The sequence below is a fragment of the Streptomyces sp. NPDC054841 genome (assembly GCF_053611045.1).
In genome coordinates, this window is the sequence record NZ_JBSGZO010000032.1 from 7,582 (window position 1) to 29,043 (window position 21,462).

Here is a 21,462-nt window from a genome sequence, read left to right on the forward strand (position 1 = left end):
GCATCTGCTCGACTACGCGATGACCAAAGGCGCCATCGTCACTTTCACGCAGGGGCTGGCCCAGATGGTCGCCTCGGACGGGGTGCGCGTCAACGCCGTCGCCCCTGGGCCGGTCTGGACTCCGCTGATTCCCGCGACCATGCCCGACACGGTGGAGTTCGGGAAGCAGGCCCCGTTGGGGCGTCCCGCGCAGCCGGCCGAGATAGCCCCGGCGTACGTCTTCCTCGCCTCCCAGCGGGCGAGCTACATCACCGCCGCAGTCATCAACGCCACCGGAGGCACACCGCTGCCCTGACACAAATCGGGAGGAGCGGCCGCACATCGACGCCATCCCGGGGAGGAGAACATGCCCGAGCTGCCGGACGTCGAGGGCTTCCGCAAGGTACTGAGCACCTGCGGGCGCGGCCGGCGCGTCACGAACGTCGACATACGCGATGCCGGGGTGCTGCGCGGAGTCACCGCGAGGCGGCTGCGGAAGGAGATGGAAGGGGCGCGGTTCGGGAAACCGTGGCGCCACGGCAAGTGGCTGATCGCGCCGACCGACGGTGGACCCACACTCGTCTGGCACTTCGGAATGACGGGAGCGCTGCTGTGCGCCTCTGTGGAGGACCCCCTGGATCCCCACGACCGCGTCGTGCTGACGCTCGACGACGAGCTGCAACTGCGCTTTCGCGACCAGCGCAAGCTCCAGGGCGTCCAGCTCGCAGGGGAGGACGCCGCCGTCGAGCGGATCCTGGCCGGTCTCGGTCCAGACGCCCTCGCCGTGGACCGAGCGGCGTTCTTGGAGCTGTTGGCCGGCCGGCGGGGAGCCGTGAAGGGAGTGCTGATGGACCAGTCCGTGCTCGCCGGTCTGGGAAACCTGCTCAGCGACGAGATCCTCTGGAGGGCGCGCGTGGCGCCGGGGCGCCCGGCGCGGGACCTGAGCGAGGCGGAGGGCAGGCGCGTGTACGCCGCGATGGGCCGCGTGCTCAAGTCCTCGGTGAACGCCGAGCGCGTGCCACCGCGGCGTACCTGGCTCACCGGTCGCCGGGACGACAGCGAGCCGGAGTGCCCGCGCTGCGGCCAACCGCTGCGATCGCGTCGTATCTCCGGCCGCCGTACCCTCTGGTGCCCGCACTGCCAAAGCTGACGGCGCCGACCAGCCGAAACAACGTGATGCGTCGCCGACGTCATTACATCGCAGCGCATGGGGCACCCACCCGGTATGAGCACGAACAACCCCGATCCTGATCCTCGCGTGACCCCCGGCCTGGAGCCTGGTGGTTCGGTGCCTCCGGGCGAGACCCCGCCCGCCGAGGCCTCCACGTCTTCGGGCACCGGCCCGCACGAGACCCGCACACGCGGTTGGGCCAAGGGCCCGATGTTTGTGATCGCGGTCGTCGTCCTGCTGATTGCCGCGTTCTTCCTCGCGTACGCCGTGATCCTGCTGGTGTGACGACCGCACAGCCCTGCCCCCGTGTCGCTGTGAGGTGACCTGCGGGGGCCTCACTCTGCGTGCCGTCGCGTCTCCTCCTCGTACACGGGCACGTCGGCGTCCGGGACCTCCTGCGCCAGGCGCTGGTCGAGGGATTCGCCCTCCTGCTGCTCCGTGCCCGTGGTGCCGTACTTCTCCACACCCAGCGGGCGCTCGGGAGGCGAGTAGCCGTCGTCGAGGCTGTCGTCGGTCTGGGCGTCGTCGAGCGCGTTCTGCAGGTCCAGCTCGTCGTCAGGACGGTTCTGCACATCGGAGTGCTGGGGCTGGTAGACATCGTCGCCTCGTCCTTGGTCGGACATGGCGCACCCCTTTCGTAGGAGCTTCCCCCTGCCGGACCACGGCCTGTCGGGCAGATACCCCGGCACCGGCGGCCGACTCGTGGTGCTGCGGCGAATCGCCACGTCGGCCCCCTTCCTCCAGCGTGTCACCGGCCACCGGCCGGGTACCCCCCAGAAGGGGGCCGGAGGTGAGAATCCATGGCGCGGGCGGTGTGGAGCGGTGGGCTGACGTGCGGGCTGGTCACGGGGACCGTGCAGATGTTCAGCGTTACGGGCCGCTCCTCCACGAACCGCGAGGAACTCGTCAGAACTCTCACGAAGGGAAGCGGCCGGCGCACGGCGCGTGCCGCCTGACACCGTGCCGGCCGACAGGTGAGCGAGTCCTCGACCGGCCGTCCCCGAAGGCGCCGGTCACCCGCTGTGAACGGAGTCCACCACGATGAAGGTTTCCGACCACATCCTCGAACGGCTTCGCGCATGGGGCGTCGAGCACGTCTTCGCCTATCCCGGCGACGGCATCAACGCACTGCTCGCCGCCTGGGGACGCGCCGGCGACACCCCGCAGTTCATCCAGTCCCGCCATGAGGAGATGTCCGCGTTCGAGGCCGTCGGCTACGTGAAGTACTCGGGCCGCACAGGAGTCTGCGCCGCCACGTCGGGCCCCGGGGCCATACACCTCCTCAACGGCCTCTACGACGCCAAGCTCGACCACGTCCCCGTCGTGGCCGTGGTCGGGCAGACCGACTGCAGCGCGATGGGCGGCTCGTACCAGCAGGAGGTCGACCTCGTTTCGCTCTACAAAGACGTCGCCTCGGAGTTCTGCGCGATGGTCACTGTCCCGCAGCAGCTGCCCAACGTCCTGGACCGGGCCATGCGCGTCGCGGCCGCACGCCGCACCGCGACCGCCGTGATCGTCCCCGCCGATGTGCAGGACCTGGAGTATGAGGCGCCCGCGCACGCCTTCAAGATGGTGCCGTCCAGCCTGGGCGGCCACTGCGCACCGGTGCCCTGGGACGAGGACCTCGCCCGCTGCGCCGAGATCCTCAACGCCGGGGAGCGCGTCGCCGTGCTCATCGGCCAGGGGGCACGGAACGCGCGCGCCGAGGTGGAGGAGCTCGCCGACGTCCTGGGGGCCGGTGTCGCGAAGGCGCTGCTGGGCAAGGACGTTCTGCCCGACACGCTGCCGTACGTCACCGGCGCGATCGGGCCGCTGGGCACCCGGCCCTCGTACGAGCTGATGCGCGACTGCGACACGCTGCTGGTGATCGGCTCCAGCTTCCCGTACAGCCAGTTCCTGCCGGAGTACGGGCGGGTGAGGGCCGTGCAGGTCGAGATCGAGCCGTCCATGGCGGGGCTGCGCTACCCGTTCGAGCTCAATGTGCTGGGCGATGCCGCGGAGACCCTGAAGCGGCTGATCCCCCTGCTGGTCCGCAAGGAGGACCGGTCCTGGCGCGGGGCCGTCGAGCGGAACACGCACCGCTGGTGGGAGGTGATGGAGCGGCGTGCCGCCGTGTCCGCCGATCCGATCAACCCGGAGCTCGTGGTGCACGCGCTCGACCGTCTGCTGCCCGATGAAGCGGTCCTGGCCGCGGACTCCGGATCGGCGGCCAACTGGTACGCCCGCCACCTGCGGATACGCGGCAGCATGCGCGGGTCCCTGTCGGGCACCCTGGCCACGATGGGTTCGGGCGTCCCGTACGCCATCGGTGCCAAGTTCGCCCTGCCCCGGCGGCCGGCGATCGCGCTCGTCGGCGACGGTGCGATGCAGATGAACGGCCTCTCCGAGCTGATCACGGCCGCCAAGTACTGGCCGCAGTGGTCCGATCCCCGTCTTGTCGTCGCCGTCCTCAACAACCAGGACCTCAATCAGACGACCTGGGAGATGCGCGCCCTCGAAGGCGCGCCGCAGTTCGAGGAGTCCCAGCGCCTGCCCGACGTTCCGTACGCCGCCTTCGCGCGGGAGCTGGGCCTCGACGGGGCGCGCGTGACCGACCCCGGCGACGTGGAGCAGATCTGGCGTCAGGCCCTCGCGGCCGACCGGCCCTTCGTCATCGACTTCCGCACGGACCCCGCCGTCCCGCCCATACCGCCGCACGCGACGTGGGACCAGATCCGGGCGACGGCCACCGCCGTGTGGCGCGGTCACAGCGACAGGGGCTCGGTGATCCGTCAGGGCGTCAAGGCGAAGATGCAGGAGTTCCTCCCCGGCGGCGGCGCCGGCACCAAGGCCGGCGGCGGCAAGGGCTGATGGGGCCGGCAGGACGGAGTGGTGGTCATGAACCCCATGAGCGAGCCCCGCGGCGACGGCCGTCGGCCGCACTTCGCACGTGCCGCCGGGTACCCGGTGCACGAGGCGTCCCACGCCCTTCCCCCGGACCACACCCAGTCGATCCTGGAGACGACCAAGCAGGTGGCGGCGCTGCTCAAGGACTCCGGGTACCCCTTCGCGCTCGCGGGCAGCGTCGCGGCGCACGCGCACGGCGTACCTGCGACGCTGCAGCACGACACGGACTTCTGCATCAGGCGTGAGGACGTCGACGGGGTGGTCCAGGATCTGCGCGAGGGCGGTGTCGAGATCGTGCCCGCGCCCGAGGACTGGCTGGTCAAGGCGCGGGCGGGGGGTGAGGAGATCGACCTGATCTTCGAGCTGGCCCATCGGCCGGTGACCGACGACATGCTCAGGAACGCGCCCGTACTGTCCGTCGACTCGGTGCGGATGCCGGTCCTGACGCCGTACGACCTGCTGAGCAGTCGGCTCGCCGCCCTGTCCGAGCACCACTGCGACTTCGGCCCCCTGCTCACCGTCGCCCGCACCCTGCGCGAGCGCATCGACTGGAAGGCGCTGCGGGAGGAGCACCGGCAGGAGCCGCTCGCGGACGCGTTCCTGTACCTGCTCGAACGACTCGAGGTCATCGAGGACAGGGACCGGAGCGAGGCGGGGCCATGAAGCCCGACCGGAGTGGCACCGGCGCGGCCGCCGGTGACCACCGTGGCGACAGTGCCTACCGCATCGCGCGCCTGCGCGAGCGCCTCGCCGGTGACGACATCGCCGAGCTGGGCATACGCATCGACGAGCGGGGCGGCGCGGTCCTGCTGTCCGGCACCGTCGCCACCGCGGCACGCCGGGAGGACATTCTGCGTATCGCCGCCGAGGAGCTGGGCAGCACGCCCGTCCGTTCCGGCCTGGTGATCGCCTCGGCGGAGGCCCCCGACCGCAGCGAGGAGCTCCCATGATCCGGATCGCGGCTGTCGGCGACATCCATCTGGGAGAGGACTGCCGGGGACTGCTCCGGCCCGCCTTCGACACCCTCGGCGGCTGCGCGGACGTCCTGCTGCTCGCAGGCGACCTCACTCGCCACGGCACCGTCGCTGAGGCAGAGGTTGTGGCCGCCGAGGTGGCCGGGCTGCCGGTCCCGGTCGTCGGCGTCCTGGGCAATCACGACTACCACAGCGACCGCGAGGCCGAAGTGACGGCCGTACTGACCGAGGCCGGCGTGACGGTCCTCGAGGGCGACGGCACGATGCTGGACATCCGCGGCGCGAAGGTCGGCATCGCCGGCACCAAGGGCTTCGGCGGAGGCTACACCGGCCGGAGCGCCGACGAGTTCGGCGAACCGGTGATGAAGGAGTTCGTCCGCTACACCCGCCGTTGCGCGACAAGTCTGCGCCGAGCGCTCGACATGCTCGCGGCGCAGGGCAGCGCGGTACGGATCGCCCTGACGCACTTCTCGCCCGTACCGGACACCCTCGCCGGAGAGCCCCCCGAGATCTATCCCTTCCTCGGCAGCTATCTGCTGGCCGAGGCGGTGGACGAGTCGGGCGCGGACCTGGCGGTGCACGGTCATGCGCACCGGGGTGTCGAGCACGGCATGACGGCGGGCGGTGTCCGCGTACGCAACGTGGCCCAGCCCGTGATCGGCCGCGCCTTCGCCGTGTATCACCTTCAGGTGCGCCGACGCCGTTGTGACGGGTCGGTGCTCCCGCTCTAGGGTCCCGAATCGGAAGTTCTTCCATGGTGCCGCCTGCCGCCTGCCGCCTGCCGCCTGCCGCCTGCCGCCTGCCGCCTGCCGGCGGCCGCATCGGCCGGGCTATCCCTCGACACCGGTCGAGGTGTGGGCGGCGCCGACGGGCTTGGACTCGGGCGAGCCGCGCTGGCGGAGGAAGACGGACAGGATGGCCATGGAGGCCACGGCGAGCAGTTCCGACTGCCAGTTCTGCAGGGAGCGGCTCCAGAAGTCCGCTGAGACCAGGTAGTCGCCCCAGCTGACGGGCGCCTGGAGCTGGCGCAGGCGTTGCCCGTTGTACGCGGCGGCTCCGGCAATGGACTGGGCAAGCCAGGAGAGGAAGAACAGGCTCGCCATGACGAGCCCCAAGGAGCGGGAGAACAAGGCCTGCCGCCAGTCCCGGGTGCCCGCCCAGCGCGGCGAATCGAGGCGGGCGTGTTCGCCCATCAGCTGGTCCTTCTCCGACTCCAGGCCGGCCTTGTGTGTTTCCTTCGACTCCGGTGAACCGCGCTGCAGCAGATAGACGGTGCCGAAGATGTAGAGGAAGAACTGCAGATACTCCGACTGCCAGTTCTCGGTGACGTCCACGGCGAAGTCCGACGACATCAAGTAGTCGCCGAAGCCGATCTGGGCGAGCCCGTCCACGGCCAGTTGCTGGTTGAACTCGGAATGACCTGCGATCGCCTGGCCGTACAGAACCAGCAGGAAGGTGAGACCGAACACCAATGTCAGCGAATTGTCATGCGCGAACCGGCGCATTTTCTGCGGCCCTCCCCACACTCACCGGTGCAGAAGTCCCAGAGTGATGAAGTAGGCCAGGCCTCCGAGCACCGTGACCAGACAGAGAGTGAACAAGACCCGCACCGGTCTCAGCCTCCCTTGACCTGGCAGTCGTACGGCTCGCCGGCCTCAGGCACGCAACCCGCTGCGACCACCCGCCAGCCGCTCCTGAACAGTGACAGGAACAGCGTGTCGCCCTGGAGCGTGACCATCGCCTGTTGTCCATACACCGTGCTTTCCCGTACGGCGCCCCCGTCAGGAAGCTGCTCTTCCTTCAGCGCTGAGGCGCACCGCTTCTGCCCGGAATGCTCTGTCTCGGCGAGTGTCTGCGGAGCCAGGAGCCTACAGGCCGCTGCGGTGTCCCCCTTGCGGACGGCCCTCTCGAACCTCTCGGCCACGGCAGCGGCCTCCGAGCCTCGCGCGCCCGCGGTGCTGCATCCGCCCGCCAGGGCCAGCGCGAGCATCGTCGGGGCGAGCGTGCGAAGTGTTCGTCCGCTCAAATCTGCCTCCGTCGTGGCGCGGTGCTGCATGGCACTGCTGCTTCCGTCAGCGGCGCGAGGGGAGGTAGGGCGAAGCTCTGCCTTCCGCGGGCTCGAGCATGGACACGTTCCCTTCAGGGCGCGGCGCTCGGAGCCATCTTCCTCGGGCCGGGTCACATCCACCCGCCCGCCTGGTACCAAAGCGCGGTCACGTCGCCCGTTCGGCCGAAGTCGGAGGGGGTCGAAAGTCTCTTTCGCCGCCGGCAGCATCTTGGTGTCTGGTCACGGGTGCCGACCGGGTTGCAGGCTCGGGCGGATGGGCCGGCTGATCACCTGGGAGGTGAACGTCGACCTGACGGTCTGCGGGGCTCACCAGCACGCGCCCGGCGCCCGCCGCAACGGGCAGGACCAGAAGGAACCTCCGGGCGGCATCCAGATCGAGCCCGAGGACCACGGTCCGGGCCCTTCCCGGGGCGGCTTCACCACCACGATTCATCTGGCCTGCGAGACGGCCGACGGCCGTTATCGCTGCAGGTCACCGCCGGGCACCGCAGACCCGCGCTGGTTCGCCTCCGTCGCCGTCCTGGACGAAGGGGGGCTACGAAATCGTCCTCCGCGACGCCACCCACCGGGCGCACAACGGTCACCACCGAGTCCAGCATCAGCCAAATCGCCAGTGACCTCATCCGATGGGTGGCCATCCGCGACTTCCCAGGACGGCCACCAGGCAGACCAGCGACTCAACACACACTTCAGGCCTGCTCACTCCTTCACAAGCCGCGACACCAACCGGCCGGAGTCATGGAGAGTCACGGCGTCGGTCTCAGGCGGCGGGTCCTTTCGCGCGTTCGGGCGTCTTGGTGTCCTCGGTGACGTCGGCGGCTGTGACGTCGTCGGGATCGGTGAGGTCGTTCCCGGTCGGTCGCCCCAGGAGCCAGGTCAGCAGCGGACCTGCCATCGCGGTCGTCACCACGGCCATGACGACCATGAGCGAGTAGAGCTCCTGGCGGATGAAGCCCAGTTGCAGACCCACGTTCAGGACGATGAGTTCGGTGAGGCCGCGGGTGTTCATCAGCGTGGCCAGCGCGGCGGACTGCCGGACCGGCATCCGGTTCAGGCGGGCGGCGGCGAACGCGCCGACGAACTTTCCGCCCACGGCCACCAGCAGGATCAGCCCCAGGTCACCGAGTCCACTGGCGTCGAGCCCGGACAGGTCGACCTTAAGGCCGGCGACCAGGAAGAACACCGGCAACAGTAGTGTGCCGCTCATCTGGCCGAGGCGGTCGTGCACTTCACGGCGGAGCCGCTCGGTTCCGGAGCGCGGAAGAACGACGCCGAAGAGGAACGCGCCGAAGATGTAGTGCAGGCCCAGCCACTCGGTGGCGGCGGCGGACAGCAGCAGACCGGCGAGCACGCAGGCGAAGACGGTCGGAGTGAGCCGGAGCGAAGTCCGGCGGTCCGCCATCCGGCGCAGTGCGGGACGCAGCAGGAACAGCATGCCGAGCAGGTACGGGATGGCGAGCAGGATCCGCCACTGGTCGGGGCCTGTCGAACCACTGATGGCGACCACGCCGGCGAGCAGAGACCAGGCGAGGACGTCGTCGATCGAGGCGCAGGCCAGCGCCACCACGCCCAGTGGCGTACGGGACATGCCCCGGTCGGTGAGGATCCGGGCCAGCACCGGGAACGCGGTGATCGACATGGCGATGCCCATGAAGAGCATGAACGCCGTCTTGTTGCCGGCACCGTGGTCGTTCATCAGGTAGAGGCCCAAAGCCGTGCCGAGGCCGAACGGCAGCACGATGGAGCTCAACGAGACGGTGGGGGCGATGGCGCCGCTTCCCCGGATCAGGGCCGCGTCCCACTCCAGTCCGACGATGAACATGAAGACGGCGACACCGACCGCGGCCAGGGCACCGAGGAGGGGCCGCGTGGTGCCGGGGAAGAGGGCGTCGGAGATCGCGCCGTGGAAAAGGGTCGGCCCCAGCGCGATGCCGGCGAGGACTTCGCCGATCACCGCGGGCTGGCCCAGGCGTCGGGCCAGCGCGCCGAGCAGCCGCGCCAGGAGCACCATGATGGCGAGGCCGACGAGGAGCGAGGTGGTTTGGTGCGTGGTCATGCGGTCCGTCTCTCTCCGTCGCGGTCCGGCCCATGGGCTCGTGTGCGGAGCGTGGCTGGGCAGGATGGGCTGATAGGCGGTCCGGGGCGGGCCGGAAAGGCCTCCGTCCCCGTGTGGAAATCAGGCGTGGTGGTTGAAGCCGTCCGGTCGACGGCAGATGCGGGGGATTCCCCCGGACGTCATGGACACGGAGGACGTGTCCGAGGACGTGTCCATGGGGCCTGACCAGCAGCGCTGCCACCGGGAGGCCGACAGACAGCGGGGCGCCGGTGTCGTGTCCGGGACTTGAGGAGAGGCTTACCGCTTCGCGGCTCACCCTGAGAGCGCGCCATTGCACACAGGGGCGCATCGCCTTCCTCTCCCATTCCTCTCCCAGTGAACGGTCTGTTCCGTGTCTAAGGGCTGTCCCGTAATCCCCGGCGGGCGCACGACGACAGCTACGGCACCTCGCTGCGTTGTCGGATCGCCCGAATACGCCCAGTATGAGGACGACCCTCCGCCTTGCGATGCACCGCATCTGACGCCGCGCGCTGATCCACCGGGGATTACGGGACAGCCCTTAGATCGCGCTGCGGTTCGCTCATATTAGGAGCGGGCCTCCCACGGCCATGGCCTGTTCCGGACGAATGACCTGAACGTGACCACGCACGTCCTAAAACGAGAGCACACACGTCCCAACACGACACGTGACTTCCCCTCGAACGGGAAGCTGGGAGAAGACCCCCGAATTCATCCAGGGGCAGCAGTCAGTTCGTGAGGCCCATCCGCTCCCGGTCGTACGTCGGGTCCAGGGTGCCGAAGATCCGGTCCCAGGCGGTGGTGTAGAAACCCAGATTGACGGCGGGGTTGGCGTGGTGGGCGCCGTGGAAGCTCGACAGGGGGAACCAACGGAAGACCTCGAGCCGCCGCAGCCGTGGCGGCCACGGTTCCACACCCAGATGTCCGAGCGTCCCCATGACGAGGTTGATCACCGCATAGCCGACCAGGGCCCAGGCGTGAAGCGGATACAGACACAGCACCACCAGCCATGTGCTGCCGAACCCGACGACCTCCAAAGGGTGCAGGACGAACAGTGTCGAGGGACGCGGATCGACCCAGCGGTGGTGCAGCTGGTGAACGAGCGGGTACAGCCGAGGATGATGCGCGGCTGCGTGCCCCAGGTACATGGCCATATCCATGATCAGGGTGAATCCGACCAGATCGAGGACCGCCCACAGATCCACGCCGGGCCGCAGCACCAGCCAGCCCTGCTGCCACAGCCACCAACCGGCCACCATGACGGCGGCGTTGAGCATGACGGCTGTCGCGATCAGCGCGACTTCCAACGGCGACAGCCGCCCGGCCTCGGCACTCGATCCCCCTTCACCGGCCGCCCATCTTCGCAGCACAACGCCGAGCGCCACAGCGAGCACGAGTACCAGGCCGTTCTGAGCCAGTGCCATCGCGGCGGCCTCCTGCCAGGTCAGCCTCTGCGCCCACCCTGCTATCCCCTCCATCGGGCACCCCCCCCGTTGCCGAACGAACTGGTCACGGCAGTGTCCCAGACGACAGGCCCGGGTTTGAGGTGCGGGTCGTCGCCGACCCGCGTCTCAAGGCCGCCTCAGGAAACGACGGCCAGCTTGCCGCGGACCTTCGTGCCCGCCCGGTGGTACTGCTTGTAGTAGCCGGCGAGTGACTTGATGTCGGTGGGGCTGAGCTTGATGCAGCCTTGGGAGAGGTAGTCGTTGGGGTTGCGGTTGGTCCATCGCTGCGACTCGACGCTGCCCTGGCCGCCACTGCGCGTCATCTCACTGTGGATGAACAGCTCGGTGCGTGTGGCGGTGCCGACCGCGCAGGTCTTGTCGCTCAGCTTGAAGACGACGCCCTTGATCGCACTCCCGTCGTATTCCGGGTACAGGGTGACGTCGTAGTAGCCGTTGGGCAGCCAGCCCCTGTTCTTCGTGCACTCGTTCTTGACGCCAAGTCCTGATCCCGCGCGCCAGGAGACGTCGACGACCTTGACCTGCCGGCCGGACTCGTAGGTACGGAAGACCCGCCAGTACAGGCGAGAGTTGGACGGGTCGGACGGGTTCTTGTCGAACGTCAGCGTTGTCGCGTATGCGTACGGTTCCGCGGCGTGGGCGGTCGCGGAGCCGACGCCGGTGAGCACCAGCGCTCCAAGTGCCATGGATGTCGCAGCCAACCGGGTGGCAGAGCGGTGCATGTGGTTCTGGTGCATGGTGTGGCTCCCCCGATGTTCCGTAGCGAAGGCCACCTTCAGGTGGTCGCAGGGCTGATGTTGCGGACTTGGTCTCCAACACGCGTCAAGTGGCCCTGTGGTTCCGGGCTTTGAGCAACATCAGGGCCCAGCGAGGCCCGGCACTCGGCGAAGGTCCGGCTGATCAGCGCGCCCTGCCTTTCGAGCGCGGCGGGCGTTGTGCGCATCCGTTAATCAGACGCTTATCGGCGCCCTGTGTGATCTTCTGAGACTCACGATCCAGGGGGAAGAACGCGTGCTGAACGAGATGGTGTTCCGGAGTGAGGATGTGCCGCCGGCGGACCGGTTGGCCTACTGGGCGGAGCGTGTGGGGCAAACCCATGCTCCTGTGCGTATGAGCAGCGACCACGCCCACGACTTCCGCGCTACCCAGCGTGTGCTGGACCTCGGTGCCGTGTCCGTGTGGCCGGCCACGTTCCAGCAGCTGGTCATCCGGCGCACGCGGAAACTGATTCGTCAGTCCGACCCGGAGCTGTACCACCTCTCACTTGTCGTGGGCGGGACGGGGATAGGCAACTGGGGCGGTCACGAGACCGTCTACCGGCCGTCCGACCTGCATATCAACGATTCCTCGGTGCCGTGGGAGATCCGCACGGGCATGGACCCCGTGACGGCTGTCGGGCTCGAGATCCCCAAGTCGCTGTTACCGCTGCCGCGCGGCATGGCCGGCCGCACGGTCCCACGGCGGGTACCGGCCCGGACGGGGATCGGCGCGTTGCTGGCGCAGTTCCTCACCCAACTGATCGCCGACACCGCCCCCTACCAGCCCTCCGACGGGGCCCGGCTGGGAACGGTCCTGACCGATCTGGTCACGGCGCTCTTCGCCCACGCCTTCGAAGCCGAGTGCGCCCTCCCGCCGGCCACCCACCGGCGAACCCTCGTCCTGCGCATCAAAAGCTTCATCCAGGAGCACTTGCACGACCCGCAGCTCACCCCGGCCGCCGTAGCCACCGCGCACCACATCTCCATCAGCTATCTGCACCGCCTCTTTCAGGATGAAGAGGCCACAGTCGCTGCGTGGATCCGCCTGCGGCGCCTGGAGGCCGCCCGCCGCGACCTCACCGATCCGGCACTGCACTCCACTCCCATCCACGTCATCGCAACTCGCTGGGGTTTCCCTCGCGCAGCCGACTTCAGCCGCGCGTTCCGTGCTGCGTACGACCTTCCGCCGAAGGATTACCGGTGCCAGGCGGCCAATGGCCCGAAGTCGACTCTCAGCTAAGTGACTTGTGGACCGAGTGCTAACGACTCTGCGGAGCCGTTCCAGGATCCTTTCCGGAGGCGTAGGGCCATGACCAGGCCCTGGACACCATGTCGTACGCCGTCTGCCGCCTGGGCATCGTGGCCACCGACCGTCAGGTCGCGCCGTTGCTGTCCGTCGCCGAGCCTTTCGGCTGCCCGCGGAGGTTGGACCAGGCGGACCACAACTACGAGGGGAACATCCAATGCAGACAACCAAGCGGATCGCTTCCATGGCCGCAGGCGGGGTCCTGCTCACCGGCGCAGTCCTTGGATTCGGAGCCGGGCCCGCAAGTGCCGCACCTTCGGTCACCTTCAACGAGTCTCCCAACGGGAACGGCACGACGATCTACGCCTACATCAACGGCCAGTTCGCCGGCGACGGCAAATGGCACCAAGACCCGTCCGGCGCCCAGACCGGTGACACGGTCTGCGCCGAGGACGGCACGGGCGACGGCTACTACATCCGCGCCGAACTCGCCGTCGGAGTCTCCGCCAACACCAAGGGCGACCCCGCCCCGGCAGTCCGCTGCAGCACGCAGAACCTTCCCGAGGGTCACACCTACAACATGCGGGTCTGCGTGGTGAAGTCCGAGCCCATCTGCTCGCGGTGGTACTCCGTCACCGCCTAATGGGAGCCACGGAGCCGGGGAATGCTCGGTTCCATAGCCGTCAGCAGGTGAGCACTATCACCGCCGGAAGCTCTGACTTCTCGGGTCAGACCGTGCCCCTGCTGGTGGTCGGGAGGCCAGACCGCTGATGGGGTGGCGTGCCCGCCCCTGAGCACCTCACGGGCCCCGTACCCAGAAGGGTGCGGGGCCCGTGGCACGGCACGTACGGGGCCGACCGCGGCGCGGCCGATTCGCGATCATGCCACCTGTGCGGGAACGTCGCGGACACGCAACAAGCCTGCGCCGCGGAACCAGTCAGATAGGGTTACGCGCATGGAAAACACACGTTCGACAGGGCCAACGGGCTTCAGGTAGCCCGCCAGGAGATACCTGGCGGTTGCTGCGAACGGAGTCTCCCGTGTCACGCACCGCCCGCCATCTTCCCCCTTCACACAGCCGGAGTGCACACGGCTGCTCGCCAGAGAGTCTCTGGCGTTCCGTGGTTCTCTACGACCTCAGGTACAGCGCCCGCAGCTTCACCGATGCGACACGAGAGTCCAGAAAGCCCCAACCTCGCATGGTCCGCCGCAGGGTCGATGTCTACTCATTCGCGCGGCACCAGCAGGACCGCTCCGTCGCTCAGTGGTCCGCAGTGGAGGAACGCCGTGCGCGACAGCGCCTACGAACCCAAGTAGGGACTCTCCTGAGGCTGGTGAACTCCACCGCCGGCGAACTCGCACTCGATGCCGCGGACACGGTGGACGTACTGCCGGCGCGTCATCGGCGTAACTCGCTCTGGCTCGCGTAATCGGCATCGGAGAACCACCCCCACCCGGGACTCGCGTCGGCCGATGCTTCCTCCATCGGCCGGCCTTGAACGGAGCCCCGTTTCGTGGCCGCTGCGGCAGCGCTGCTCGACTCCGTCCGTGTGGATCCCCGACAACCGCAAATGCCGACCGGCTTTGAGGCCGACGGATCGAACGCGTACCGGCTGTAGCGCAGAGCGGTACGGCGACGCGGCGGACGCCGATGATGTCGTCATGGTCCGCCCGGACACTCCCTGAGGGTGACCGGTGGGAGAGCGGCCTCGCCCGTGCGGCGGATGGGGTCGCGACCCTCGAAGGACGCCCGGGTGCAGCGGTGTTGGCGACGATCGACGCGTACGTCATCACATGCCCAGATCGGAGCCTGACCGTGCTGAAGAAGACCCTGCGGGCCGCCGCCGTCCTCGCCCTCGTCGCCGCAGTCGCCGCCCCCGCAGTCGCCGCCCCCGCGCCCGAGGCCGCACCCGACGCGCCACCCACCACCCTCGCCTCCTCCCTCCAGGGCGAGGCGCGGCTGGGCTACGACATCGCCGAAGAGGAGGTACGGGTCACCGTCGACGCCCACTCCACCTACACCGTGGGCGGCATTCCCACCCGCTCCTGGGGCACCTTCCGCATCTCCCACGTGATCGACGGCCGTGACTACTGGGGCGACTTCGAGGTCGACTGCCTCACCACCGGCGGCCCCACTGCCACCGTGACCGGCCGACTCGTCCGCACCAGCGCCGGCCACCCGTGGCAGACGCACCTGGACCCTCACACCCGCATGGGTGTGAGCTTCTACGTCCCCAGGAACGGCAAGGCACGCGCCGGGCTGTCCGGAGCGACGGCCAAGGGCGCGCCCCTGCTGACCAAGTGCATGGCGCCCGCCGCTGACATGGCGGTCGTCGACGGTGGTTACACCCTGCGGGACAGGGACACGAAGAAGCCGGGCCGGTAGAAGGCCACCAGCGGGATTGCCCCGTTGGGGGCGCGTAGGCGGCGGATGACGGTGCTGAGGACGTCGGCGCACGTTGCCGACGAGGTCGCAGCCGCTGCCCCCGCTTGTGCGGGCGGCGGCGTGCGGAGCCAGGGCTGCACTTCTGCTGAGGGCCCGACCGGGCACGCCGCATGGCACGCCGGCGTCCGCTGACACGCTTCACCGCCGCATGCTGACCGCGGCACCGCCCTTGCGGAGGGAAATCCTCCGCCTGAGCAGCGCCATAACAAGAGAATCACATCGGTTCGTCGCCTCTGCTCGTTTCCGTGGATGTCACATAGAGTCACGCCAGCCGCCGCGCCAGAGGACCGATCTTCGGCCCTGACAACGTGGTCGGCGCCTCGAAGTGAAAGGACCGAACGTGCGCAACCGTTCTCTCATAGCTGTGACCGCCGCGCTCGCCGCCGGAGCGCTTTCGCTCACGGCGTGCGGCTCCCGTGACGCAGGCAAGGCCGACGATGCCTCCGGCGACGGCTCCACCGTCGTCACCATCGGTTTCGACGCGCCGTTGACCGGGGAGCTCTCCGCTCTCGGCCTCGGCATGAAGGACTCGGTGGACCTCGCCGTCAAGCAGGCCAACAAGAACAAGGAGGTGCCTGGCGTCACCTTCAAGGTCGAGGCCCTCGACGACCAGGCACAGCCCTCCTCCGGCCAGCAGAACGCCACCAAGCTCGTCGCCGACAAGAGCGTCATCGGAGTCGTCGGCCCGCTGAACTCCTCCGTGGCCCAGTCGATGCAGAAGGTCTTCGATGCCGCTCAGGTGTCCGAGGTCTCGGTCAACACCAACCCCGCCCTCACTCAGGGTGACAAGTGGGACACAGGTGAGAAGGTTCGGCCGTTCAAGACGTACTTCAGGACCGCGACCACGGACGCCATCCAGGGCCCGTTCGCCGCGGAGTACCTGTACAACACGGCCAAGAAGAAGAAGGTCTTCGTCGTCGACGACAAGAAGACCTACGGCGCAGGCCTGGCCGCGACGTTCTCCGCCCACTTCAAGAAGCTCGGCGGCACGGTCGTCGGCACCGATCACGTCAACCCGGATGCCAAGGACTTCGGCTCCGTGGCCACCAAGATCAAGAACTCGGGGGCGGACGTCGTCTACTACGGCGGTGAGTACCCGGCGGCCGGCCCGCTCAGCGCGCAGGTCAAGAAGTCGGGTGCCGCGATCCCGCTCATCGGTGGCGACGCGATCTACAGCGACGAGTACCTCAAGCTCACCGGCGCCCGCGGCGACGGCGACTTGGCCACGTCCGTGGGCGCGCCCGTCGAGAGCCTGCCCTCCGCCAAGCAGTTCATCGAGGACTACAAGGCGGCAGGGTACAAGGAGGCGTACGGAGCCTACGGCGGCTTCTCTTACGACTCGGCCTGGGCGATCATCCAGGCGGTGAAGGCCGTGGCCAAGGACGGCAAGCTGCCCTCCGACGCCCGCGCCAAGGTCGCCGAGGCCCTGCAGAAGGTCTCCTTCGACGGAGTCACGGGCAAGGTCTCCTTCGACGAGTTCGGTGACGCCACCAACAAGCAGCTGACCGTCTACAAGGTCACGGGCGGTGCGTGGAAGGCGGAGACCACGGGCACGTTCGGAGGCTGACCGACCGCACGGTCGCACATCACCCGCCGCTGTCCGGCTGCGACGCGCCCCTTCCGGGCCCGAGCAGGCGATGATCATCCACCGCAGCGGTGGTACGAGGCCGGGCTGCTCCCCTTCTTCACGGAGGGACCAGCCCGGCCTTGTAGGTTCGTGCTGTCAGCGCCCGAGGGCAGGGAAGGCCGGCCAGGCCGGTGCCGAGCATGATGCGGTCGACCGTGTCCGCCGGGGGCCGCACGCTTGTGTCCGGTGCGGGCGACGGCGGTGATCGTGTGGCCTTCGGCGGCCGGGGCAAGGGCGAGGGCGTGGCTGATGCCCTTGGTGGCGCCGGTGACCAGGGCGCGGGTCACTTCTCCGCCTTCGGGGCCGTGGCGGGGGAGTAGAGGAAAGAGAACCGTTCCATCACGTTCTGGCGCTGGGTGTTGTGGAAGGCGGCGATCCGCCAGGTGCCGTCGGTGTCGCGGACCAGGGTGTATGTCTGGACCTTGGAGAGCTCGTCGATTCCGGGCTTGTCGCCGGTGTAGTCGTCGCCGCGTCCCGTGAGGAGGACGACGTCCTTGCCGAGGAACCGCATGTCGAGGTACGTGGCAGCGAGCTTGCTGCCCTTGACGAAGTCCTTGAAGAGCGCGCGGTGACCTTCGGTGATGTCGGCGCGGCCCTCGTAGTGGCTGCCGATGTATGTGGTGTAGGTGCCGTTCTCGGTGAACTGGCGGCCGTAGGCGTCCGCGTCACCATGTCCCCAGGCGGCGGTGAGGGCGTCGAGGGTGGCGCAGACGGCCTCACCGTCGCGTCGGTCGGCGTCGGCCGGGATGACATCGGTGCAGGCTTCGATGCCGGTGCGCTGTACTTCGGAGGTGGCGTCGAGGTAGACGTACGCGCCGCCGGCGCCGAGGGCGAGGACGGCGGTGGTGGCGAGGGCGACGCGCTTGACGACCTTGGTGTTCATGGTGATGCCTCTCGATGAGTGAGGTGAGCGAAGGTGGCGTGACGTGCACGGTCCGCTCGGCGGTTCCGGGCAGGTGGCGGCCGCTGCGGAATTGACTACACTGGTGCAGCAACTGCATGCATGCATTATCTGCACATGTGCAGATATTAGGCAAGGGGAATGATGTGACGACGGCGGAGCAGGACGACCGGCGGGCGGTCTTTCGGGACTACATCGATGCCGTGGGGCTGCACGGCATGGCGGGCGCGGAGGCGGCGGGCCTTCAGGCGTCCGAGTGGTACGCGCTCAGTCGCCTCACCCTGGCGGGCGGGCTCACCTCGGGCGAACTAGCGGCCGGGACGGGGCTCACCACAGGCGCAACGACGCGGCTGATCGACCGGCTTGAGCGTGCGGGGTACGTGCGCCGGGCCGCTGACCCCGCCGACCGGCGCAAGGTCGTGGTGGAGGCCGTGCCTGACGCGCTGGCGGGGGTCGAGGCGGTCGTGGGCCCCGCCCGGCGGCGCATCGCAGAGGTGCTCGCGGACTATACGCCGGAGCAACGGGAGCTGCTCTTCGACTACTTCGCGCGGGCGGCCCCCGCCTTCCGCGAGGCGACGGAGGAGATTCGCACGGCAACGCACGAACGCAAAGGGCGCTCCTGAACTTGATCGGGTGTCGTCGGGGTCGTCGGGCCTGGCCAATTGGCAGGCACTCAGGGTTCCGCGTCGCAGGACAGCCGCGCGACATGCGGTTCTTCCCGCGGCTCCGGACTCCGTGGCCCCGGACTCCGTGGCCCCGGACTCCGCGGCTCCGGACTCCGGGGCCGCGGCGCAGCACGGCCGGGCGGGGGTTGCGCCCAAGGGCAGCTGGACAGTGGGCCGGACGGTTGCTTTCAGCGAGGGACCGGGAGAAGCCGCCACCGGCGGATCAACGCCTGGAACCTATCGGAGTCGTAACTTCCTACGAATGGGCATCTCCAGGGCCGAGAAGACGGCTGAGTTCCGTGGGGGAGTGGCACCCTACCCACAGGCCACCTCGTACCGCCAAGGGAGATGACCATGGATCTCGTGGTGCTCGCGGTGCCCGACTGCCCCAACGTCGCCGCGATGCTCGAGCGCCTTGAGCAGGCGCTGCCCGATGACGCTGCCCCGGTGGAGGTGCGCGTGATCACCAACGACGCCGAGGCGGCCCGATACGGCATGCACGGCTCGCCGACCCTGCTGATCAACGGGACCGATCCCTTCGCCGCGCCCGATACCGCCGCTGGCGTCTCGTGCCGCATCTACCGCGACGCCGACGGACGCGCCATCGATGCTCCCAGCGTCGAACAACTCACGAATGTCGTGAAGCGCGCACGCCACGCCGAGAACTGAGAGGCAGTCGGCGGATGGTGCGGCGCGACACGGGCAGTTGTTCCGAGTCGCCGGCATCACGTCGTCGGCCGGGGCCGGTCCGGGCTGTCCGGTACCGCTGGGGAGGGCAGTGGTTGTTCGGCCCAAATGGTCTTGCCGTCGTGGACATAGCGGGCGCCCCACCGCTCTGCGATCTGGGCCACCAGGAACAGGCCGCGGCCGCCCTCGTCGGTGCTGCGGGCCTGTCGCAGGTGTGGGGATGTGCTGCTCGTGTCGGAGACTTCGCAGATGAGGTGGCGGTCACGGATGAGCCGGAGCCTCACCGGTCCGCCGCCGTACCGGTAGGCGTTGGTGACCAGCTCGCTGACGATCAGTTCGGTGGTGAAGGCCATGCCCTCCAGCCCCCACTCGGCGAGTTGGGAGACCGTCAGAGTACGGGCCCGGCCGGCCGCCGTCGCCTCTGCGGGCAGGGTCCAGGTGGCCACTGTGTCGGGGGCCATGCCGCGGGCGCGGGCGATGAGCAGCGCGACGTCGTCGTCCGGACAGGCCGGCAACAACGCGTCTTCGACCGCTTTGCACGTGTCTTCCAGAGAGCGGCCGGGATCGCTCAGTGCCATACGCAGAAGCGCCAGCCCTTCGTTCAGATCGCGGCGCTGCGCCTGGACGAGGCCGTTGGTGTACAGGGTGAGAAGACTGCCCTCGGCCAGGTCCAGTTCGGCGGTCTCGAACGGCAGCCCGCCCAGGCCGAGCGGCGGGCCGACGGGCAGGTCGGGGAAGTGGACCCTTCCGTCCGGCTCGACGACTGCGGGCGGCAGGTGGCCGGCGCTGGCGAGGGTGCAGCGCCGGGAGACCGGGTCGTAGACCGCGTACAGGCAAGTTGCGCCGATGACCTGTGGGGTGGTGCTGGGGGTCGGATCCTGCTCGCTCGCCAGGCGGTCCACGAGATCGTCCAGTTGGGAGAGGACCTCGTCCGGAGGCAGGTCCTGGCTGGCCAGGGTGTGCACGGCGGTACGCAGACGGCCCATGGTGGCCGTGGCATGGAGGCCATGGCCGACGACATCGCCGACGACGAGGGCGATACGGAGCCCGGAAAGCGGGATGACATCGAACCAGTCGCCGCCGACCCCCGCGGTGGGGTCGGCCGGGAGGTACCGATGGGCGATCTCGGCCGCCGGGTGCTCGGGCACCTCCTGCGGGAGCAGGCTGCGCTGCAGGGTGAGCGCCGCCTCGTGCTGCTGGGTGTAGCGGCGGGCGTTGTCGATGCACACGGCTGCGCGGGAGGCGAACTCCTCGGCCAGTGTCAGGTCGTCTTCCTCGAACGGCTCGGGCCGCTGCCACCGCCACAGGCTCATCACCCCCAGGACGAGCCCGCGCGCGACCAACGGCACCGCGATCAGTGAGTGGATGCCCAAGTCATGGAATGCCTTCACCCTGGCCGGGTCCGCCAGAGCCCACTCCGAGGGGACCTCCACCATCGGGTCGAGGACGGGGCGCCGCTCGGCCAGCACCCTCGCCCGGATGGAGTACGGAGGAAGCTGCATCACGTGGCCTTCCGGATACACCACCGGCAACGCCTCGGGCGACATGCTCCGGACGGCCGCCCGGACCATCGGCCCGGACGCATGCGCGGGCTCCTCGCCACGGGTCACGGGCTCGAGCAGGTCCACGGAGACACAGTCCGCGAGGTCGGGGACCGCCACCTCGGCCAGCTCGTGCGCAGTCTTTGTCACGTCCAGCGTCGTCCCGATCCTGGCGCTGGCCTCGTTCAGCAGCGCCAGTCTCCGGCGCGCCCGGAAGCGGTCGGTGACGTCCTCCACCGTTTGGGTGACCCCCAGGACCCGGCCGGAGGCGTCCTGCATCCGGAACGCCGAGACGGATACGACGAGCTCCCGGTGAGGGTCCCGCTGCAGGCGGCATGGCAGCTCGGTGAAGATCAGAGGCTCACCGGTTTCGAGGACGCGGCGAAGTTCGGCCTCGTTCTTTTCCGCGTCAGGGCCCATGAGGAAGTCGCCGATACGCAGCCCACGGTACTGCTCGGCCGGGACCCCGCCCCACCGGGCGATCGCGCGGTTCACCCGCAGGATGCTCAGGTCCGGAGAGTGGATGGAAAGACCGATCGGGGACCGGCGGAACAATCCGTCCAGCATCGACCGGTCCGTCTCCCACTGGATCACTTCCTCCGCCGGCGCCCCGACCAGGAACCACTCGCGACCGGCGTCGGCCCTCACAACTGCCCGGGCCCGGCACCCCAGCTCCACCCGGCTGCCGTCGCGGTCGCGGACGGGTACGACCCCGAACCAGCCCCGATTGCTCACGCAGGCCGCAACCACGTCCATGACGACGGCTGCGTCCCGGGGGTCGACCAGGGCGTCGAGCGCAGGTCGGCCCAGCACGTCCTCGGTCGAATAGCCGAGCAGTGACTCGGCCAGCGTGCTCCAGCCGACGACCCTGCCGTGGTCGTCCAGCACCGCCGAGGCCGCGCGATCCACGGAGAACGGATCTTCCGGACCCTCGCTGAACGTGGTCACCCGCGTGTCCATCCCAACCGCCCTCGTC

Annotated in this window: 20 protein-coding genes and 1 pseudogene; 13 read left to right on the forward strand and 8 right to left on the reverse strand. The window is 69.1% G+C overall.

Going from position 1 to position 21,462, the window contains the following annotated elements:
• From ACWGI8_RS07325 to ACWGI8_RS07335, 3 genes are all read left to right on the forward strand, one after another.
• The coding region (locus ACWGI8_RS07325; protein ID WP_453659136.1) for an SDR family oxidoreductase at positions 1-295 on the forward strand (295 nt) is incomplete at its 5' end.
• Between the two features lie 51 nt (positions 296-346).
• Positions 347-1,129: an Fpg/Nei family DNA glycosylase gene (locus tag ACWGI8_RS07330; RefSeq protein ID WP_453659137.1), complete on the forward strand. Its 783-nt coding sequence runs from the start codon at positions 347-349 to the stop codon at positions 1,127-1,129.
• Positions 1,130-1,204: 75 nt separating this feature from the next.
• Positions 1,205-1,435: a DUF6480 family protein gene (locus ACWGI8_RS07335; RefSeq protein WP_453659138.1), complete on the forward strand. Its 231-nt coding sequence runs from the start codon at positions 1,205-1,207 to the stop codon at positions 1,433-1,435.
• Between the two features lie 86 nt (positions 1,436-1,521).
• Here the strand turns inward: ACWGI8_RS07335 and ACWGI8_RS07340 are convergent.
• Positions 1,522-1,773, reverse strand: a pseudogene (locus tag ACWGI8_RS07340) (DUF5709 domain-containing protein); the annotation flags it as partial.
• 418 nt (positions 1,774-2,191) lie between these two features.
• On the opposite strand from ACWGI8_RS07340, the gene ACWGI8_RS07345 reads away from it, so the two are divergent.
• Genes ACWGI8_RS07345 through ACWGI8_RS07360 form a run of 4 tightly spaced genes read left to right on the forward strand, consistent with a single transcriptional unit; the run spans position 2,192 to position 5,741 of the window.
• Positions 2,192-4,000 (forward strand): thiamine pyrophosphate-requiring protein, encoded by a 1,809-nt coding sequence (locus ACWGI8_RS07345; RefSeq protein WP_453659139.1) that lies wholly within the window; start codon positions 2,192-2,194, stop codon positions 3,998-4,000.
• A 27-nt stretch (positions 4,001-4,027) separates the two neighbouring features.
• Positions 4,028-4,699: a nucleotidyltransferase family protein gene (locus ACWGI8_RS07350; protein ID WP_453659140.1), complete on the forward strand. Its 672-nt coding sequence runs from the start codon at positions 4,028-4,030 to the stop codon at positions 4,697-4,699.
• Positions 4,696-4,986, forward strand: a complete 291-nt coding sequence (locus tag ACWGI8_RS07355; RefSeq protein WP_453659141.1) for a BON domain-containing protein — start codon at positions 4,696-4,698, stop codon at positions 4,984-4,986. The genes ACWGI8_RS07350 and ACWGI8_RS07355 overlap by 4 nt, the downstream gene beginning before the upstream one ends.
• Positions 4,983-5,741: a metallophosphoesterase family protein gene (locus ACWGI8_RS07360; protein WP_453659142.1), complete on the forward strand. Its 759-nt coding sequence runs from the start codon at positions 4,983-4,985 to the stop codon at positions 5,739-5,741. The genes ACWGI8_RS07355 and ACWGI8_RS07360 overlap by 4 nt, the downstream gene beginning before the upstream one ends.
• A gap of 99 nt (positions 5,742-5,840) precedes the next feature.
• Here ACWGI8_RS07360 and ACWGI8_RS07365 read toward each other — a convergent pair whose 3' ends face one another.
• From ACWGI8_RS07365 to ACWGI8_RS07385, 5 genes are all read right to left on the reverse strand, one after another.
• Positions 5,841-6,515 carry a DUF6766 family protein gene (locus tag ACWGI8_RS07365; RefSeq protein WP_453659143.1) on the reverse strand — a complete coding sequence of 225 codons (675 nt, stop codon included), beginning with the start codon at positions 6,513-6,515 and terminating at the stop codon, positions 5,841-5,843.
• Positions 6,516-6,625: 110 nt separating this feature from the next.
• Positions 6,626-7,036, reverse strand: coding sequence for a hypothetical protein (locus ACWGI8_RS07370; RefSeq protein WP_453659144.1), 411 nt, complete (start codon positions 7,034-7,036; stop codon positions 6,626-6,628).
• 802 nt (positions 7,037-7,838) lie between these two features.
• Positions 7,839-9,134: a cation:proton antiporter gene (locus tag ACWGI8_RS07375; RefSeq protein WP_453659145.1), complete on the reverse strand. Its 1,296-nt coding sequence runs from the start codon at positions 9,132-9,134 to the stop codon at positions 7,839-7,841.
• Positions 9,135-9,880: 746 nt separating this feature from the next.
• On the reverse strand, positions 9,881-10,630 hold the full coding sequence (locus ACWGI8_RS07380; protein WP_453659146.1) for a sterol desaturase family protein: 750 nt from the start codon (positions 10,628-10,630) through the stop codon (positions 9,881-9,883).
• A 104-nt stretch (positions 10,631-10,734) separates the two neighbouring features.
• Positions 10,735-11,352 (reverse strand): hypothetical protein, encoded by a 618-nt coding sequence (locus ACWGI8_RS07385; protein ID WP_453659147.1) that lies wholly within the window; start codon positions 11,350-11,352, stop codon positions 10,735-10,737.
• A 274-nt stretch (positions 11,353-11,626) separates the two neighbouring features.
• Between ACWGI8_RS07385 and ACWGI8_RS07390 the strand changes: the two genes are divergently transcribed.
• From ACWGI8_RS07390 to ACWGI8_RS07405, 4 genes are all read left to right on the forward strand, one after another.
• A complete protein-coding gene (locus ACWGI8_RS07390; protein ID WP_453659164.1) occupies positions 11,627-12,613 on the forward strand; it encodes an AraC-like ligand-binding domain-containing protein in 987 nt (328 codons plus the stop codon).
• Between the two features lie 223 nt (positions 12,614-12,836).
• A complete protein-coding gene (locus ACWGI8_RS07395) occupies positions 12,837-13,262 on the forward strand; it encodes a hypothetical protein (protein ID WP_453659148.1) in 426 nt (141 codons plus the stop codon).
• Positions 13,263-14,435: 1,173 nt separating this feature from the next.
• Positions 14,436-15,005, forward strand: a complete 570-nt coding sequence (locus tag ACWGI8_RS07400; RefSeq protein WP_453659149.1) for a hypothetical protein — start codon at positions 14,436-14,438, stop codon at positions 15,003-15,005.
• A gap of 400 nt (positions 15,006-15,405) precedes the next feature.
• Positions 15,406-16,632 carry a branched-chain amino acid ABC transporter substrate-binding protein gene (locus tag ACWGI8_RS07405; protein ID WP_453659150.1) on the forward strand — a complete coding sequence of 409 codons (1,227 nt, stop codon included), beginning with the start codon at positions 15,406-15,408 and terminating at the stop codon, positions 16,630-16,632.
• A 343-nt stretch (positions 16,633-16,975) separates the two neighbouring features.
• On the opposite strand, the gene ACWGI8_RS07410 is transcribed toward ACWGI8_RS07405, so the two are convergent.
• Positions 16,976-17,575, reverse strand: coding sequence for an SgcJ/EcaC family oxidoreductase (locus tag ACWGI8_RS07410; RefSeq protein ID WP_453659151.1), 600 nt, complete (start codon positions 17,573-17,575; stop codon positions 16,976-16,978).
• 164 nt (positions 17,576-17,739) lie between these two features.
• On the opposite strand from ACWGI8_RS07410, the gene ACWGI8_RS07415 reads away from it, so the two are divergent.
• Entirely contained in the window at positions 17,740-18,216 is a 477-nt protein-coding gene (locus ACWGI8_RS07415) for a MarR family winged helix-turn-helix transcriptional regulator (RefSeq protein ID WP_453659152.1), read from the forward strand.
• Between the two features lie 396 nt (positions 18,217-18,612).
• Positions 18,613-18,927 (forward strand): hypothetical protein, encoded by a 315-nt coding sequence (locus ACWGI8_RS07420; protein ID WP_453659153.1) that lies wholly within the window; start codon positions 18,613-18,615, stop codon positions 18,925-18,927.
• Positions 18,928-18,983: 56 nt separating this feature from the next.
• Here the strand turns inward: ACWGI8_RS07420 and ACWGI8_RS07425 are convergent, their stop codons facing one another.
• On the reverse strand, positions 18,984-21,446 hold the full coding sequence (locus ACWGI8_RS07425) for a SpoIIE family protein phosphatase (protein ID WP_453659154.1): 2,463 nt from the start codon (positions 21,444-21,446) through the stop codon (positions 18,984-18,986).
• Between the last annotated feature and the right edge of the window lie 16 nt (positions 21,447-21,462).

Excerpts from the sequence above, each read along its gene's own strand:
- ACWGI8_RS07330 (WP_453659137.1), top strand. The coding sequence starts at position 347 with ATGCCCGAGCTGCCGGACGTCGAGGGCTTCCGCAAGGTACTGAGCACC.
- ACWGI8_RS07335 (WP_453659138.1), top strand. The coding sequence starts at position 1,205 with ATGAGCACGAACAACCCCGATCCTGATCCTCGCGTGACCCCCGGCCTG.
- ACWGI8_RS07345 (WP_453659139.1), top strand. The coding sequence starts at position 2,192 with ATGAAGGTTTCCGACCACATCCTCGAACGGCTTCGCGCATGGGGCGTC.
- ACWGI8_RS07350 (WP_453659140.1), top strand. The coding sequence starts at position 4,028 with ATGAACCCCATGAGCGAGCCCCGCGGCGACGGCCGTCGGCCGCACTTC.
- ACWGI8_RS07355 (WP_453659141.1), top strand. The coding sequence starts at position 4,696 with ATGAAGCCCGACCGGAGTGGCACCGGCGCGGCCGCCGGTGACCACCGT.
- ACWGI8_RS07360 (WP_453659142.1), top strand. The coding sequence starts at position 4,983 with ATGATCCGGATCGCGGCTGTCGGCGACATCCATCTGGGAGAGGACTGC.
- ACWGI8_RS07365 (WP_453659143.1), bottom strand. The coding sequence starts at position 6,515 with ATGCGCCGGTTCGCGCATGACAATTCGCTGACATTGGTGTTCGGTCTC.
- ACWGI8_RS07375 (WP_453659145.1), bottom strand. The coding sequence starts at position 9,134 with ATGACCACGCACCAAACCACCTCGCTCCTCGTCGGCCTCGCCATCATG.
- ACWGI8_RS07380 (WP_453659146.1), bottom strand. The coding sequence starts at position 10,630 with ATGGAGGGGATAGCAGGGTGGGCGCAGAGGCTGACCTGGCAGGAGGCC.
- ACWGI8_RS07385 (WP_453659147.1), bottom strand. The coding sequence starts at position 11,352 with ATGCACCAGAACCACATGCACCGCTCTGCCACCCGGTTGGCTGCGACA.
- ACWGI8_RS07395 (WP_453659148.1), top strand. The coding sequence starts at position 12,837 with ATGCAGACAACCAAGCGGATCGCTTCCATGGCCGCAGGCGGGGTCCTG.
- ACWGI8_RS07410 (WP_453659151.1), bottom strand. The coding sequence starts at position 17,575 with ATGAACACCAAGGTCGTCAAGCGCGTCGCCCTCGCCACCACCGCCGTC.
- ACWGI8_RS07420 (WP_453659153.1), top strand. The coding sequence starts at position 18,613 with ATGGATCTCGTGGTGCTCGCGGTGCCCGACTGCCCCAACGTCGCCGCG.
- ACWGI8_RS07425 (WP_453659154.1), bottom strand. The coding sequence starts at position 21,446 with ATGGACACGCGGGTGACCACGTTCAGCGAGGGTCCGGAAGATCCGTTC.